The 17,388-nt window shown below is 42.8% G+C and carries 14 protein-coding genes and 1 other annotated feature; of the genes, 13 read left to right on the top strand and 1 reads right to left on the bottom strand.

From position 1 onward, the window contains the following. From FZC41_RS04035 to FZC41_RS04000, 8 genes are all read left to right on the top strand, one after another. Entirely contained in the window at window positions 1-1,716 is a 1,716-nt protein-coding gene (locus FZC41_RS04035) for a B12-binding domain-containing radical SAM protein (protein ID WP_186855158.1), read from the top strand. Window positions 1,717-1,744: 28 nt separating this feature from the next. Continuing rightward, complete coding sequence (locus FZC41_RS04030) at window positions 1,745-2,020, top strand: Nif11-like leader peptide family natural product precursor (RefSeq protein WP_148566115.1); 276 nt, start codon at window positions 1,745-1,747, stop codon at window positions 2,018-2,020. Window positions 2,021-2,096: 76 nt separating this feature from the next. Next, the gene (locus FZC41_RS04025) at window positions 2,097-3,848 is read left to right on the top strand and encodes a B12-binding domain-containing radical SAM protein (protein WP_148566114.1); all 1,752 of its coding nucleotides are present in this window, start codon (window positions 2,097-2,099) and stop codon (window positions 3,846-3,848) included. Then, window positions 3,824-5,527 carry a B12-binding domain-containing radical SAM protein gene (locus FZC41_RS04020; RefSeq protein ID WP_148566113.1) on the top strand — a complete coding sequence of 568 codons (1,704 nt, stop codon included), beginning with the start codon at window positions 3,824-3,826 and terminating at the stop codon, window positions 5,525-5,527. Before FZC41_RS04025 ends, FZC41_RS04020 begins: the two co-directional genes overlap by 25 nt. 9 nt (window positions 5,528-5,536) lie before the next feature. Beyond that, a complete protein-coding gene (locus FZC41_RS04015) occupies window positions 5,537-6,679 on the top strand; it encodes an ABC transporter substrate-binding protein (protein ID WP_148566112.1) in 1,143 nt (380 codons plus the stop codon). Next, window positions 6,672-7,496 carry an HlyD family efflux transporter periplasmic adaptor subunit gene (locus tag FZC41_RS04010; protein ID WP_148566111.1) on the top strand — a complete coding sequence of 275 codons (825 nt, stop codon included), beginning with the start codon at window positions 6,672-6,674 and terminating at the stop codon, window positions 7,494-7,496. The genes FZC41_RS04015 and FZC41_RS04010 overlap by 8 nt, the downstream gene beginning before the upstream one ends. A 17-nt stretch (window positions 7,497-7,513) precedes the next feature. After that, window positions 7,514-9,715, top strand: a complete 2,202-nt coding sequence (locus tag FZC41_RS04005; RefSeq protein WP_148566110.1) for an NHLP family bacteriocin export ABC transporter peptidase/permease/ATPase subunit — start codon at window positions 7,514-7,516, stop codon at window positions 9,713-9,715. Window positions 9,716-9,718: 3 nt separating this feature from the next. After that, a complete protein-coding gene (locus FZC41_RS04000) occupies window positions 9,719-11,869 on the top strand; it encodes an NHLP bacteriocin export ABC transporter permease/ATPase subunit (protein ID WP_148566109.1) in 2,151 nt (716 codons plus the stop codon). A 182-nt stretch (window positions 11,870-12,051) separates the two neighbouring features. Here the strand turns inward: FZC41_RS04000 and FZC41_RS03995 are convergent, their stop codons facing one another. Continuing rightward, window positions 12,052-12,456: a bacteriohemerythrin gene (locus tag FZC41_RS03995; RefSeq protein WP_148566108.1), complete on the bottom strand. Its 405-nt coding sequence runs from the start codon at window positions 12,454-12,456 to the stop codon at window positions 12,052-12,054. 347 nt (window positions 12,457-12,803) lie between these two features. Beyond that, window positions 12,804-13,074 (top strand) — a binding site (T-box leader). A 64-nt stretch (window positions 13,075-13,138) separates the two neighbouring features. Here FZC41_RS03995 and FZC41_RS03990 point away from each other — a divergent pair. Genes FZC41_RS03990 through FZC41_RS03970 form a run of 5 tightly spaced genes read left to right on the top strand, consistent with a single transcriptional unit; the run spans window position 13,139 to window position 17,257 of the window. Next, window positions 13,139-14,251, top strand: coding sequence for an iron-containing alcohol dehydrogenase family protein (locus FZC41_RS03990; protein ID WP_148566107.1), 1,113 nt, complete (start codon window positions 13,139-13,141; stop codon window positions 14,249-14,251). Then, window positions 14,248-15,243 carry an ABC transporter substrate-binding protein gene (locus tag FZC41_RS03985; protein ID WP_148566106.1) on the top strand — a complete coding sequence of 332 codons (996 nt, stop codon included), beginning with the start codon at window positions 14,248-14,250 and terminating at the stop codon, window positions 15,241-15,243. The genes FZC41_RS03990 and FZC41_RS03985 overlap by 4 nt, the downstream gene beginning before the upstream one ends. A gap of 43 nt (window positions 15,244-15,286) precedes the next feature. Beyond that, complete coding sequence (locus FZC41_RS03980; RefSeq protein ID WP_148566105.1) at window positions 15,287-16,186, top strand: ABC transporter permease; 900 nt, start codon at window positions 15,287-15,289, stop codon at window positions 16,184-16,186. Continuing rightward, window positions 16,179-16,940, top strand: a complete 762-nt coding sequence (locus tag FZC41_RS03975; protein ID WP_148566104.1) for an ABC transporter ATP-binding protein — start codon at window positions 16,179-16,181, stop codon at window positions 16,938-16,940. The genes FZC41_RS03980 and FZC41_RS03975 overlap by 8 nt, the downstream gene beginning before the upstream one ends. A gap of 11 nt (window positions 16,941-16,951) precedes the next feature. After that, window positions 16,952-17,257 (top strand): cupin domain-containing protein, encoded by a 306-nt coding sequence (locus FZC41_RS03970; RefSeq protein WP_148566103.1) that lies wholly within the window; start codon window positions 16,952-16,954, stop codon window positions 17,255-17,257. The last annotated feature ends 131 nt before the right edge of the window (window positions 17,258-17,388 follow it).

Below are 17,388 nucleotides of genomic sequence, written 5' to 3'. Positions count from 1 at the left end.
ATGAAGATACTCCTTTGTAATGTATCAAAAAAATACGAAACAAACGCTCATGATTATGTTGGGTTGTTTTATTTGGCCGGGGTTCTGGAAAGAGAAGGATTTGAACCACTGGTTTTTCATGGTGACCCTGAAAAACTAATGGATGAGATGGAAAAAAACGAGCCAGATACAGTGGGCTTTTCCTGTGACTTTGACAATGTTCAATTGATTGCCGAACTGGCAAAAAAGATAAAAGATAAGTGGAACATTCCCATCATTGTTGGAGGTCCCCAAAGTATTGGGCTAAAAAAAGATTTTTTGGAAAAAAGTAACGTGGACTATATTTTAAGAGGTGAAGTTGAAGTATCGTTGCCTAAACTTTTAGATGCTATTTTAAAGCTCCAGGGTGATTTAAGCAGTATCAAAGGATTGGCCACGATCAAAGATGACATTTTTGTTGAAACAGAGCCGCCTGAAATCATTGAAGATCTGGATAGTCTGCCGTTACCGGCCTATCATTGTTCCCTCCATAAAAATCATGCCTACGGCAAGTTGATTTTTACCGGCCGAGGCTGTCCCTATCAATGCGCCTACTGTGCTCCCAGTCCCGGAAAACAGAAAGTTCGGCTCAGAAGCATGCCGTTGGTGCTGGAAGAAATCCGACTTAATTTAAAAAACAATCCCGATTTAAACTATATTATTATCATGGATGATACCTTTACCATTAACCGACAGCGAATTGAAGAATTCTGCGAAGGCATGAAGGAAATCAGAAAAAAACGTGATGTTGTCTGGTATTGTGAATGCCATGTGGGTCGAATAAAAGATTGGATGGATATCCTCCCAACCATGATCGAGGCTGGACTCATCCGTCTTCAAATTGGGATTGAGTCCGGGGATCAGAGGGTCATTGATCAATATAATAAGCATGTAAAGGTTTCGGACATCATTGAATTTGTTACTTATGCTGCAGATACTGGTCTCACCCAGATTGCCACCAACTTTATTGTGGGAGGACCTGAAGAGAAAGTCGGATCCACTGCAAAACTTATCGAAACGCTGACGAATCAGGCCCCGGGTGTGATTGACATCATCACCGGATTTTTAAGAGCCTATCCGGGAACACAGATACTTGAAAATCCTGAAAAATTCAATTTACAGCTACATGATGAAGAGGGCTGCCTTTGCGGTGATGACTACCCTTTTGTGACCCAGAGAGAGCGAAGTCAGGACCAGGTGATGAAAGACCGACAGGAATTAAATAAGGTCATCAGACAAAGTATGCAAAAAAAAATAAAAAACCATGAGCTAGAAGAAGCAGTAGTGATGAAACAGTTTAAAGCCGCGCTGACCTATGGAATCAGAAGCCGATGGTTTGAGGAAATTTACGCCAATCCAAGAACCTATGAATACTACTATGTGCTTTATTTAAATGAAGGACAAGCTTTTGAAGAATCACTGGATTTCTTCAGAGATTATCCCCAAAGAACTTTTGAATTATGGCGCACGATGACATTCACCCAGGGGTTTCCCATATTAGATGGCATGGCTCTTTCGCCTTTGGAGTATGAGCTGATTTTACGCTGTGCCGGAAAAAGAAGCCTGGGAGACATTAAAACCGAACTTTATTCAAAGTTTGGAACCGCCTATAAAAATGAGATGGAATTTCATGGAAAATTTGTTGATATTTTATATCAATTTAATTTTAAATATTGGCTGACTCATTTTACGATTTAGCCAAAATACTTTGGAAAGGAGGAATAATATGAGTATTGATGGTGCAAGAGCATTAGCCGCAAAAGTATTAACAGATGAGGCCTTGGCAAAACAAATTAATGATGCTAAAACAGAAGCAGAATTTGATGCGATTGTTGCAAAATTGGGTTACACCGTAAAAGCAGACGAATTTAAGGCTGCTTTTAAAGAAGCAAAAGAAAAACAACCAATTAGTGATGATCAATTGGATCAGGCTGCCGGCGGTTTAAGTATTGTAGGTGTAGATTACGCATTTACAGCAACCCAAACAACAAGAATGTCATAAAAAAGAAGGGGATTTTCCCCTTCGAAGTACTGACTGAGAAAGTTGCAGTCGGCAGTTCAAGGGGGATAGGTGGAAGATGGAACTATTATTGATCAAATCACATCGCTATGTCAGCGGTTATATTCCCGGGAGCAACCTGGGAATGAATATATTGACCCAATTATTAACGAATAAAGGCTATGAGGTCCAGATGTTTCAGGGCTATGCCAAAGAAGCCATGAATTACGTCAAAGAATTGATGGAAAAAGAAGACAAACCCAAAATCATTGGCTTTTACTGCGACTTCAACAACATTCACTGGGTGACAATTTTTGCTAAAGAAGTGAAGAAGCTTTTTCCAGAAGTTTCTTTATTGGCGGGAGGGCCTCAGACGGCGGGGATGGATGCCGGATTTTTAAAAGAAGCATCCATCGAAGCCGCTTGTATTGGCGAGGGTGAAGAAACCATTCTGGAATTAATGGATTTTTTTATCGCGCAAAAAGGAGCGCTGAAAGACATCCGGGGGATTATTTTTCGGGATGAAGAAGGAAAATTGGTGGAAACCGAGCCTAGAAAGCCGCCAGAAGACCTGGACGATATTCCCTGGCCGGATATCACCCTGACCAACGACTATAAATATTACGGACTGCTGCCCATCTTAACCGGACGGGGCTGTCCCTTTGGGTGTACCTTCTGTTATGAAGGGGCCAATGCCAAGCGGGTGCGTCGTCACTCGGTTCCTTCATTGATGAAGGAAATTCGGGGGAATTTTGAGCGTAATCCGGCTATTAACTACATTAATTTTCTGGATGATACCTTTACCTTAGATAATAAACGGGTGAATCAGATTTGCGATGAAATAAAAAAAATCAGAGCAGACTATGACTTTGTGTGGTTTGCCAGCGCTCATATTTCAACCATCGACAAGCATCGCGATATGGCGAAGAATCTGGCGGATGCCGGTCTAAAGAAGATCTTTTTTGGTCTGGAATCCGGAAGTGATCAGGTCTTAAAAAGTTACAACAAAAAAATCACCCGAAAAATGGCAGTGAATGTGATTAATCATTGCGTTGAATCGGGTATTCATGGCATTTCCGGTAATATTATTATCGGCGGTCCCCATGAAACCCGGGAAACCATTCAAGAATCTGAAGACTTGATTATGGAACTTCTCTACGATGCCCCGGGGCAATTCGAAACCGCTTATTTTTCATTTCTACCCTATCCCAAAACGCCGATTACCCTTAACCCGGAGAAATTTGGCATGGAAATTTATGAAGATCTGATTGATTGCTGCAACGAAGATATTCCGCTTTCCAGAACAGCAGAGCTGGATTTTACTGATCTGACAAATATTCGGTTGCAGGCTAATAAGCGCCTCCAGAATGAAATGCGCAAAATTTATTTTGACGGAAAAATTCCGGAAGCAGTGATTCTGGATTCCTACCGATTGGGTCGGGAATACGGGGTTTTTACCCGCTGGAATGATTATGTCTATAAAAATATTCCCATTGATGATGCCTACTGGAAAATGCGCGCTTCGGATGAGTATGTTTTAAATGATCAATTGGGAAAAGCTGAACAAGAGGCGATTATTCATCGAACTTTTGAATTATGGCTGTACACGGATGTCAGCGGAGAAAAACCAAAAATTTTTGACAAGACTTTGGATGAAACAGACTATACGCTCTTGAAGCTGTGCAACGGAAAGCTTTCAAAAAAAGAAGTGCTTCAGCAGGGCAGAAAGAATCTCGATCCTCAGGAGCAGAATCTTAATTTCTATGCGGAAGCAGAGCGATCCCTAAATAAAATGGAGGGAAATAAGTGGATTTTATATCGGCAACCATAAAAGAAAAACCCAAAGTTTTGCTCATCTATACCCAGCGAATGGTCAGAGGTCGGACCTTTGAAATGATTGAAAATCTGGGGATTTTAACCCTGGCGGCCCAACTGAATGCCCATGGTTTTGATGCGAACGCCTATACCGGGATTACCACCGACACGGTGAAAACCATTGAAAAAATGAAAGATAATCTCTTTGCAGTCTGTTTTTACTGTGATTTTGACAATCAATCGGCGGTGGCGTCGATGATTAAATACCTGAAGAGCCGCTATGACTTTTATGTTGTTCTGGGAGGCCCTCATACCCGCCATATGACAGCAACAGATTTGGATGTTTACCAGGCGGATGCCATCATAAAAGGAGAAGGCGAAGAAACCCTGATCGAGTGGCTAACCGGAAAAATCACAGGTAGCGAAACGGCGGTTCCGGGAGAAATAAGAACGGGTGAAAATGCCGATTATGTTCAGATAAATGATTTTTCAACGTACCAATTGCCTTGTCATGAGGATGTCTTGGATTATCGGGAAAGGCCGCTGCTATCGGTGATTACAGCCAGAGGCTGTCCCTACCGCTGCGCTTTCTGTTTTGAAGGGGGCAATTCAAAAAAATTGAGAATGCGTCCCGTCGAGGATGTGTTAGAAGAAATCGAACAACGCTTGTCAAACAGTCACAGGCCACGGTATCTGTTTTTTACTGATGATACTCTGACGACAGATCCGGATAGGTTGAAGTTACTCCTGGCTGGATTAAGAGAGCTTCGAAAAAAACATGATTTTGTATGGTTTTGCGAAGGGCATCCCGGATTTCTGGTGAAGCATCCGGGACTGATCCGGGAGATGATCGACTCAGGCATGGTTCGCATGCAGATCGGCATGGAATCGGGAGTGGAAGAAGTGCTGAAGGCCTATGGCAAACAAGCAAAACCGGAGGATATCAAAAAAGTGGTGGAAATCTGTTATGAAGAAGGACTGCCCCAGTTAACCGGAAATTATATCATTGGCGGAGCTTTGGAGACAGAAGAAACCCTTAGAGAGACAACAAAAGCAGTTTTGAAACTTTTGAGTTTGGCACCGGGACTCCTGGATTTATCCACCACCTTTATCATGCCGCTGCCGGGAACCAAAATTTATAATCATCCCGAAGATTTTCAGATTGTGCTGGAAGACCGTGACTATATCACATCCTTTGAGGATTTTCCGGTAAATCATACATGGGGACTTTCGTTGCCAGAAGTCTGCATGGGTCGTTCCCGTTTTATTACAAAAATTTCCCAAAGAATGAAGGAACAGTTTGAAAAAGGGCTTATTCCAAAAGAACGAATCAAGCAGGACTTTCAACTGGCTCTGAAATATGGCATTGCAGGAGGATACTTTAAATATATCTATGCTAAAAATATAGTGATGTTTCGTTACTATTCAAAACTCATTGAATATGATGGCCTTTTAAAAGAATGGTATGAATTAAGTAAAGCAGAAAAAGACAACTGGATCATTCAAAAAATCCCCGCTTTTTCAATGCTGGATATAAAGGCTATGAATCAGATCGAGCTAGACATGCTAAAGTATGCGGGAAGACTTTCAGTAAAAGAGCTGTCAGACAAACTGAAGCTGTCTTCCGAGAACATGAATAAGTTGTTGACGAAAATGAGTGACCATTATCTGATTCTATTTTCTGAGTTTATTTAGGAGAGCGTTATGAAAAAATATCTAATGATACTATCAGCTATGCTAATATGTGGGATGATCTGCTGCGGCTGTACCGGTAAAACGTCGGACACCGGGACCCTGTCAGTGGATGCCATTTATCCATTTTCTGAAGATTACGGGGCGACATTTGCCAACGGCCTGAAGCTGGCAGCCATTGAAATCAATGAACAGGGAGGTATCCTGAATAGAAATATTGAAGTAAATTATGTTAATGACGGAGATAACACTAATACGGCTGTTGAAGTGGCCACAATGGTGGCGGGAAATGATGACTTTCCCATTGTGATCGGTCATCGAAGCACTGATGATGTGCTGAAAGTGGCCAGTATTTATCAGCGGAATAATAAGATCCTTTTTTCACCCATAATCGCCACTTCGAAAATAAATCTTTCGGGAAATGAGGGGGCCTATCTTTGTGCTCCTTCAGAAAATTCCATGGCCAACGAGATGGTTCAGAGTTTGGTGGTCCAGGGGATCAGCAAGGTAGTGTTTGTTCATAGTCCCGGCAATACCTATGGAAAAGATTATATGCAGAGTTTCGAAGAATATGCCACGGCGGCAGGAATTGAAATTGTGGATGCCGTTTCCTATCTGCCAAATCTTGATTATTTCAGATATTATGTAAAAAAATGGGATAGCCTCGGGGCACAGGCCATTGTGTCTGCCTGTGTTGGGGATGACATTACAACCCTTTTTGATGATTTGGATAAAACCGGAAATACCCGACCGATTTATCTCAGTTATGATATTGAAATTCAACCCGTTACGATTCCCCAAAACATGAAAAAACTGATTCAGGTGACCAGTTATTTCGACAATAACGCTCAAGCAGGTCCTCAGGCTGATTTCATAAAGGCTTACAAAAGTGCTTTTGGGACAGACCCTGATTTACCGGCAGCCCAGGCCTATTTTGCTTTGCATCTAGCGGCAGATGTCGCCAATAAGGCCCAAAGTCTTGATGTGGAAGAGATAAAAAAAGTTTTGGCAGATAACAGTTTTGATACTCTTTATGGTACCGTAAGCTTCGATAAACGGCTTGTCAGTAGTATTCCGGTATTCCAAAAGACCTATGTCGGAAATCAATTGGTGAAAAACAACAAGCCGACTGTGGGAGGACAAAGCAGTGAGTAAATCCATCTTTCAAAAAAAAGAAGATAAAAGCACAAAGAAAAATGAGCAGGCGGCATTAATGACGGTTATCGGTCCTAAAAATTTGCTCATTTTATTGGGAATTCTGATTTTTTTAATCGGCGTGGTTATTTTTTCAGTCACCGTACCCATAAAAATCACAACAACCATGGCTGCAACAATAGCCTATGGAGAAGGTGCGGTTGAAGTAGTGGGTCAAAATGAAGGCGTTTTGACAGAAATTACTGTTTCCGAAGGCGATTATGTCAATAAAGGGGATTTGCTGGGTGTGGTTACAATGGAGAGTCTGGGATCTGAATTTTCCACAGGGATTGGGTTGACGGACGAAGAAAAAAGCAAAGTCAAACGTCAAACCATGATTTATGCAACGGAAAGTGGCGTTGTTGAAGAACTTAACTATCAGGAAGGCGAAACGCTGCAAAAAAACGCGGCTTTCTGCCAGATTGAAAAAACAGAAGGTGAAAACACCCCATCGGTCATTATTGCCTATTCCACTTATGAAGCGGCTCAGACCATTCAGTCGGGAGATGCGGTTTATATCGCACTTGAAACAGCGCCTACTGCCGAATATGGATATTTAAAAGGGGTTGTTCGAAATGTTCAAATTAACAAGGTGACTGAAGATGTTCAGAATCCTCTTCAAATGAAAATTATTATCGATCCGAAGGTTGATGATAAAGGAACTTATATATGGACAAAAGACAACAATGGTTTTAATGGACAAATAAAAATAGGAACATCCTGTCAAACCACCATTTTCACAGATAAATATTATCTGATTAATTTGATTATCTCCTAGAAAGGCGGAAAGGACTCATGACGAATCAAGAACACAAGAAAAGTCGGGATGAGAAACAAAAACTGCCTAAAGTAGCGAAAGTGCCGGTAGTACTGCAAATGGAGGCTGTCGAATGCGGGGTGGCATCTCTTTCCATGATTTTAGCCTATTATGGTAGATATGAAACGTTGGAAACGCTGCGTATTGATTGTGGTGTTTCCAGAGACGGTGTAAAAGCCGGAAACATTGCCAGAACGGCCCGGCTTTATGGCTTAGAGGCCCAGGGATTTGTATGTACGGTGGATAAATTAAAGGATATGGAAATGCCATTGATTATTCACTGGGACTACAGCCACTTTGTTGTTTTGGAAGGATTTAAAAACGATAAGGTCTATTTATGCGACCCGGCCTCAGGAAAGCGGGTGGTTTCCCAGGAAGAACTGGAAAAAATGTTTACGGGGGTGGTCATCGAATCACGTCCGGGCGAAGAATTCACTAAGGCTGGAGAAAAACCGGTTGTATCGAAAGCACTGTTTAAAAGGCTTTCGCAAAGCGGTGTTTCGCCATTGATCTATGTTTTAATTATTGGGGTTTTATTGGTTATTCCGGGGTTGGTGATTGCAAATTATGCGAAAATATTTGTGGACTATTATTTAAGCAACTCGGAGCAGTTTGATATTTCGATTTTTCTTGGTATTTTATTGTATACGGTGATCCTCCAGGCGATTCTCAACTGGTTAAAAGAAAATGCTTTGGCGCGAATGGAAAACTATATCGCCATCAACAGTGCCGGAGACTATCTGCGTCATGTGCTGAGACTTCCGGTGGAGTTTTTTAACCAGCGGCAATCCGGTGATATCAACAGCCGAATGCAGAGCATCAATACGATTGCAACAGCTTTATCCAGCAATTTAGCACGGATACTGGTTAATCTAGTCACCGCGGGGCTATATTTAATCCTTTTATTTCAATATAATGTTCCGTTAACTTTAATCGGTATCATCATTACTGCCGTTAATATCGTGCTGCTCCAGTATACGGCTAAAAAAAATGCGGACAACAACCGGGTACTGCTCCAGTATCAGGGAAAATCCATTGGCTGGATCATGGTGAATCTGAAATCAATTGAAACGATTAAATCGATTGGCGAGGAAGACAATTTCTTCACGCGGATTGCCGGACTCAGCGCCGAAACCCTGGCGGTGGAACAGCGCATGGGGGGGATGGAAGCCATTATCTCGGTACTGCCAACCCTGCTGACAAGCATCCTGACAGCTTTGATATTTATGTTTGGGGGTGAATTTGTTTTAATGGGAACCATGACCATCGGTACATTTGTCGCATTTAACACCCTGATGGCAGGATTTACTCAGCCGATGAGTGAACTGGTCAGCACCAGCGCCGCGTTACAGGGGATGATCGCTGACATTCAACGGCTAGATGATGTTGAAAAATATCCGGAAGATATTGCGCTGGAAACGGAAAAGATTTCTCTGGACGGCTTTGACTGCGATCAGCTGGATGGGGAGATTGAGCTAATAAATATGACTTTTGGTTATAACCGTTTATCAAAACCCATCATCAAAGACCTAAATTTAAAACTAAAAGCAGGGGGCTCTATTGCTTTAGTGGGGTCATCCGGCAGCGGAAAATCAACGATTGCAAAAACCATTACTACTCTCTATCAACCGTGGAGCGGGGAAATACTCATTGATGGCATTAACATAAAAGATATTCCCGCAGAGCTGAGATATAACACCATGAGTTCCGTAGATCAGGAAATCGTGATGTATTCGGCGACGGTTTTGGATAATATCACCATGTGGGATGAAACCATTCCAGTAGCGGATGTGATACAGGCCACAAAAGATGCCTGTATTTATGAAGATATTCTGGCACTGCCCAATGCCTTTGAATATGTTTTAAGCGAAGGGGGGAAAAACTTGAGCGGCGGGCAGCGGCAGCGGCTTGAGATTGCCCGGGCATTGTGCAAAAATCCGCGGATATTGATTATGGATGAAGCCACCAGCGCCCTGGATACAGCAACGGAAGCCCAGGTTAGTGAGAATATTAATAAAAGAGGAATCAGCACCATTCTGGTGGCACATCGATTGTCAACGATTCGCGATTGTGATGAAATCATTGTTTTAAGCGGCGGAGAAGTGGCGGAAAGAGGAACCCATGACGAACTGCTGACACTGGGCGGTGAGTATGCAAATCTCATTAGAACCGAGGGATAGACCATGGCAAAGAAATTAGAAGAAATGAGACAGTTAAAGGAAAAATACGAAAAAAGTGCCAAAAAAGCATTTGACAAAGTATTATCCCCGAAAAAAACGCCATCTGTCACACTGGAAGACAATCCCCTGATTTCCGCTGTTGTTAAAGTTGCTGAAGCCATGGGAATCGCGGTGAAGATTCCGCCGCTCAGAAAGCTGTACAGCGGTGAGAACCAGTTCAAATTGATTGCCGAAGAATCTGGTTTTCGCTATCGGCTAGTGGAACTGAAAGATGACTGGTACAAAAAGGACAACGGACCCATTTTGGCATTCACCAAAGAAGGAGTGGCAGTAGCGCTGATACCGTCCTCGCCAACCCGTTATAAATGCAAGACTTACGAGGGTGAGGCGAAAGAGGTTGATGGAAGTTTGGAGCTTTCAGATGCTTATGTTTTTTATCCGCCGCTGCCTAAAGAACCCGTATCCTTTAGGGAAATGGTGAAATTGGGAGCGAAGCTGATTCAAAGAAGAGATTTTATCGGGATGATTGTTTTAGCGGTGGCGGCTGCGCTTTTATCTCTGCTGCCTTCAATCGCCATGCAACAGGCCTTTAACGTCTGGATTCCCCAAAATCAGTCCATTACCATTTTGGTCGTGGGTTTTATACTGGTCGCTGTTGCAGTCAGTCGGGGCTTGTTTACAATGGTTCAAAGTTTGTGTATTCTGAGAATTCAGGGTAAGCTGTCAATTCTGCAGAATTCTCTGCTTGATAAACTGCTGTCCCTGCCGGCTTCTTTTTTCAAGCAGTATTCATCAGGAGCTCTGGCACTTCGGGCAACCGGATTTGCAACCATTCAAAAGATACTATCGGTCAATGTGATCACGATGATCATTACAACGGGATTTTCGATTGTTAATGGATTTTATATTTTTTCGATTAATGCGACGATTGGATTTATCGCAATGGGTTTAACTGCTCTCAGCGTTTTCCTCACGTTGATTATTGGAAAAATGCAGATGAAATGTCAGCGAAAGTCGATTAAAATGACTAACGATATTTCAGGAATGGTTTTGGAATTGATTACCTCAGTTTCCCGACTGCGGGTGGCCGGTGCCGAAAGTCGGGCCTATTTAAAATGGGTCAATGACTATGCGGCGCAGCGGGAAGTTGAGTATAAAAGAGGAAAACTTACGGCACTGCTGCGTTTGTCAACCATTGCGCTACCGACCTTGTGCATGTGTGTCATCTATTATTATGTGAGTATTAACAGCATTTCACCTGGGGATTTTGTCGCCATCAATTCGGCATTTGTTGTTTTTATTTCATCTCTATTAGGCCTTGTTCAGGCCCTGATTGCCGTAAACAGTGTGATTCCGCAATATGAGAATACAAAGCCCATTATCGATGGTGTCCCGGAAGTGGATTCGTTTAAAACCACCCCGGGAAAAATCTTGGGAGATATCGAAATCACGCACTTGCGATTTTGCTATTATGAAGGCGGACCGACCATACTGGACAATGTTTCCATTACGGTCCGGCATGGTGAATATGTAGCCGTTATAGGGGCGTCGGGGAGTGGTAAATCAACACTTTTACGGCTGCTTCTCGGTTTTGAAAAACCAACAAACGGCAATATTTACTGTGGGGGTTACGATTTGGAAAGTGTGGATATCCGGGAAATCAGAAAACAGATGGGGGTCGTGCTACAGGACAGCCAGCTGATTCCAGGGGATATTCTGTCCAACATTGCTGGTTCAAAGAAGGAATTAACTGAAGACGATGTCTGGGAATTGCTTAAAAAGGTGGGGATGGATGAGGAAATCAGGGAAATGCCCATGGGTCTTAAAACCATGGTGGCCGAAGGCGCAGGTACCCTGTCAGGGGGGCAGCGGCAAAAACTTTTAATTGCCAGAGCTATTGCGGCCACTCCAGCCATCATCTTTTTTGATGAAGCTACCAGCGCTCTGGATAACCGATCCCAGAAGATTGTTTCGGAAAGTATGAAAAATCTGGATGCGACCCGCCTTGTCATTGCTCACCGCCTCAGCACGATTCTGGATTGTGACCGGATTTTGGTTCTTGAAAAAGGAAATATTGTTGAAGAAGGCTCCTACGAGGAACTGATGAAAAACAAGTCCTATTTTTATAAATACGCAAAACGGCAATTGCTTTGATAAAAGAAGCTGCTGCAATTTTTTAATTGCAACAGCTTCTTTATTTTTCAGTGCTGTATGTGATAAAATTGATGTCCATTGGGATCGCCGCTATGTTTTTTAGGATTGGCTTATGACACCAAAATTATCTTATCATCGAAGGCTCTTTTACAACATAAGCCACACGATCCACGATCCTATTCTTATTTAAGTGTTTTAGCGTAGATGCCAATTTTTTTATCCATATTTGAAATATGTTTGGTCAGCCAGTCAATAATCATTTGGTTGGCGTTAATAATCAAGGTAATATTACCCCCAGAGGTCTGATACTCCTTCTTCAGTTTGGCAAGATCCGCAATGAATTTCTTGTGAGCCGTTTTTTGCGACTCGATCTCCGGATAGCGAATACTTTGCATATACATTTCTTCATCATGAAAATGCTGCTTGGTATAATCATCAAGAAAATCAAACATTTGAACCACAACTTCACTTGATTTCCCTTTTTTACCAGCTTGAAACAGCTGATCAGCTTTTTCAAACCATACTTTATGCTGAGAATCAATATTTTCCACGCCCACGGACAGGTTAGGAGTCCATACAATAGCCATTTTAAAATCCTCCTAGTGATTGAAATTAATATATTAAGTATACTATGAATAAAAAATAAATCAAGAGTGATTCTAATATAAAATTCATTTTAATATAAAAATACATGATGAAACAGTATACCTGTTTCATCATGTATTTCAAGAAATGAAAACCAGACGATGTATAGACGGTGGTGAATTTCGCGAAGGGGAGCGATGCGGCTGTTTGTTCAGTAGCTATTAAACTGCCAACACCATTTTGACAAAGAGGCGAAGTTCAGATAAAATAATGATTGTTCGATAGCTGAAAATTTTAATTTGGACTTTACTAGGTCGGTAAATTGTGATATTATGTTTTCACATAAAAAAATAAACTTTTGATTGAAAATAGTAGCTGTTTGAAAGATGCTTCAGTGAGTTGCAGAGAGTGTGAATGCAACAGTAATCGCAATAGTGAATGGATTCATGAGGGTGAAAAGAAAAGCTGCAGCAGCTGAGTAATATTCAACGGGATTTCCGTCCGTTATCATAGGAAAGCGTATGATAGTGCGTTCAAAGTGGATGGATACCAACTTTTATAAGCTGGTTTTTTACATCAATTTAGGTGGTACCGCAGGAATTTTAACTCCTGTCCTTTTTAGGACAGGAGTTTTTTTTGATTTGATTGAATAAATGTTGAATAAAGTTAGAAAGGTAAAAAAGAATGATAACCAGTGTGTATTTATCAAGTTATACCATCGGAGAATCAAGCTATGATGAAATTGCTCATAGCTGTTCACCCTATGGCAAGAAGGTTGTATTGATTGTTGGGGATCATGGTTATGGAAAGGCGAAACCATATTTGGATGAAGCTCTGAAGAAAAGCAGTCTTTCGGCTGAAAAACCAGTATATTTTGGAGGTGAGTGCACCTTTGAAAATGTCGAAAAGCTCAAAAAAGAACCGGCCGTAATGAATGCGGATATGATTTTCGCAATTGGCGGAGGCCGGGTCTTGGATACGGGAAAATGTCTTGGTGAACAGATCCAGAAACCGGTTTTTGCCTTTCCTACGATTGCCTCCAACTGTGCCGCCTGCACCAGTGTTTCGATTATGTATCAGCCGGACGGCAGCTTTTTAAAACCGGAATTTTTAAAGGAACCCCCGAAACATGCATTTATCAATACTAAAATTCTGGTGGAGGCGCCGGTCAAATATCTTTGGGCCGGTCTGGGAGACACCTATGCGAAGTATTATGAAGCATCCATTTCCGCCAGAGGAGAAGCGCTTAACCAATCCCTGACTTTGGGGGTTCATATCAGCCGCCAATGTGCTGATGGCATCATCAAGCATGGTTTGGGTGCACTGGCAGCGAATGAAGCAAAGAGCGCAAATGAAGATTTTGAACAGACGATTCTGACAATTATTGTGACCACCGCATTGGTATCGATTCTGGTCACCCTGGATCATTCCCCTGATTATAACAGCGGTCTGGCGCATGCAATCTATTATACCCTGACATCCATGCCGGCCTTCGATGATGAAAAACATCTTCATGGTGAAATTGTTGCCTTCGGCGTGCTGATTCTGCTGCTGGTGGATCAGCAAAAAGAGGAATTTGATCGCGTCTATCAATTTAATTGTGCGTCGAAACTGCCCCATTCATTGGCGGATTTGGATTTGAATGCGGCCATCATGGAACTCTATTTGGAAACAATCACTGAAATGGCGGATATTCGCCACAATCCCTATGTCATTACGCAGGATATGCTAAAGGCAGCATTTCAGGAGCTGGAAACAATCAATAAAACAAAAAGGAAAGAGGAAAGAAAGAAATGAAAAAGAGTTTATTAAAGAAAATTACAGCGGTCATTCTGACAGTATTTATGGTAACTTCATTAGCAGCCTGCAGTGCGTCGACAACTAATAAGGGAACAACTGGAAAAAAACTAAAAGTGGGCATCATCCAGATGATTGAAAATGGTGCTTTCGACGATATGAGAGATGGCTTTATTCAGGAACTTCGGGATAAGGGCTATTCAGAAGATCAGTTGGAAATTGTGGTTAAAAATGCCCAGGGCGATACATCCAATTTGAATACCATTGCTCAGGAAATGTCGGATGGAAGCTATGATTTAGTGGCAACCATTGCGACACCGGCATCCCAGACATTTGTGAATATGAAGTCTCAAACACCCCAAGTATTCATCGCCGTATCGGATCCAGTCAAAGCCGGAATTGTATCAACAATGGAAAAACCAGACCATAATGCAACCGGTACATCCAATCCAATTCCGGTCCAGAAGATCATCGATCTTTCCAAAACGCTGACACCTGGTATTAAAACTTTCGGCATTATTTACAACACCAGTGAAGTCAATTCGGTCAGCACCGTCAATAAGGCCAAAGAATATATGGCCGCCCAGGGATATGCCGTTGCCGAAGCGGTCGTCACCAATTCTTCCGAAGTGCAGCAGGCCATTGAGGGCTTGTTAAGTGGTGTTGATGCGATCTTTATACCAAATGATAGTGTCATTCAGAATGCCATGCCAACCGTGGCCGAAGCAGCTAAAACAGCGAAAAAACCGGTATACGGAAGTTCAGCGGTTATGGTTAACAGCGGGGCATTGGCAACCGTTGCAATTGGAGATAAAGCGATCGGTGCTGCGACCGCAGATATGGCCATTGAAATCCTTAAGGGAAAATCACCGGCTGATATTCCGGCCGTCAATGTCGAAGCAACCAATACAGTTATCAATCAGACAACCGCAGATGCCATCGGCGTGACGATCCCGGCCGACAGCAGTCAATCAACAACCATCGTAAAATAAGAAAAGAGTCAGGGGCGGCAGACGTTCAAAGGAGAAAGAAATTATGTCATTAGTTATCGGTTCCCTTCAATTGGGATTGATTTACAGTCTCATTGCGATGGGCATCTATATCAGTTTTAAAGTACTGAATATTCCTGATTTAACAGCTGAGGGAAGTTTCACATTTGGCATGGCTGTGATGGCAGTATGTGTAACCGGAGGACATCCGCTTGTCGGAATTTTCCTCTCGTTACTGGCAGGGGCGGCGGCCGGTCTGGTGACTGCGCTACTTCATACGAAGCTGCGGATTCCAGCGATTTTATCCGGTATTCTGACGATGACGGGGTTGTATACCATCAACCTGATGGTGATGGGTGGTTCATCCAACCTGACCCTGTTGGGCGTAACCACAATCTATGATATGGTTGGCGGCGGACTGCCACTGAGTTTCACAATTGCCAAAATTCTGATATCGCTGATAGTTGCCGTCGCGATGATCGCGATTCTGGTGGCTTTTTTCAAAACGAACTGCGGGCTCTGCATTCGTGCCATCGGAGACAATGAAGAGATGGCCCGGTCGTCATCCATGAGTGTTGATTTATATAAAACCCTGGGATTGATGGTGAGCAACGCACTGATTGGATTATGCGGCGGTCTGATTGCCTGCGACCAGGGATATGCGGACATGACTTCCGGAGCGGGTATGCTGGTTATCGGTTTGGCGGCGGTTATTATTGGTGAGGCGTTTATCCGCAGGCGAACCATCTTTGCCGGCCTGATGAGCTGCGTACTGGGGTCGATCATCTACCGACTGATTCTGGCAGTGGCCGTCAGTACCAGAATCTTCCCTGCTTATGCGATGAAACTTCTTTCAGCGATTATCGTTGCCATTGCTTTGGCTATTCCAGCCTACAAATACTACAAGGAAAACTACCAGTTGAAGAAGAGGAACAAACATGCTTAAAATCAAAGATTTACATAAAAATTTCAAAATCGACAATGGCGCCGATAATCACATTTTAAATGGGTTGAATTTAACCATCGAAAACGGAGAATTTGTTACGGTTTTAGGGAACAATGGCGCCGGAAAATCCACCCTCTTCAATTTGATTAGCGGAACGATACTGCCGAATGAAGGCTACATCTATCTTGATGAAGAAGACATTACCTTTATGCCGGAACATAAGCGGTCTAAATTTATTGGGAGAGTGTTCCAAAGTCCGATGAAGGGAACCGCTCCGCATTTAACCGTCGCGGAAAATTTAGCGCTGGCCTACGGTCGGCAAAACCGAAAGAATTTCAACTGGGCGCTGACTCGACAGCTCAAAGATGTTTTTCGCGAGAAATTATCCGAAGCGGGAATGGGGCTTGAAGATAAATTAGACAGCAAGATCATGGATTTATCGGGGGGGCAGTGTCAGGTGGTGGCCTTGATTATGTGCACCATCAAACCGCCGGAATTAATCCTTTTGGATGAGCATACAGCCGCCCTGGATCCAAAGACAGCTGAAGACGTCATGGCGTTTACCGAGCGGATTATCGAAAAGGACCAGCTGACCGCTTTGATGATTACCCATCATCTGGAAGATGCGATTCGTTATGGAAATCGACTCATTATGATGGATCGCGGCGTGGTCGCTCATGATTTTATCGGCGCGGCGAAGAATGATCTGACGCCGGAAAAACTGCGAACCTTATATCATTTAAAAGAAAGCTAGGGAAGGCCGTTATGAAAGAGCCATTTATTAAACTGCCGCCAACTGTGAAAAGGGAAGTGCTGGTGGCTGAAAAAGCATGTACCCTGGTTAAAATGTTTGTTAAAGCGGGAACGAATCCGCCCTTGCATACACACCCCCATGAGCAGATCGATTATATGATTAGCGGTGCTGCGGATGTCAGTATAGAGGGGGTCGTCACCCATGTGAAACAGGGCGCATCAATTCATATTCCCGGAGGCGCCGAACACGGTTTTTTGCCGAGTGCAGAAGATCAGGAATTCCTGGAGTTTTTTACCCCGGGCAGAGAAGATATTTAATATAGAAGGTGCAAAAATGATGCATCAAGATGGCAGGACAAAACGCATTAGACGAAGCTGATGCGTTTTTTTTGCGTTCATTAAAGTTAGCTTAAGTGATTGATGGCGAAAACGAATGAAATTGTTTACAG

Origin of the sequence: Acetobacterium paludosum (assembly GCF_008086595.1) — a bacterium.
In the GTDB taxonomy this organism is placed as follows: Bacteria; Bacillota; Clostridia; order Eubacteriales; family Eubacteriaceae; genus Acetobacterium; species Acetobacterium paludosum.
This window is presented reverse-complemented; position numbering and strand designations above follow the sequence as displayed.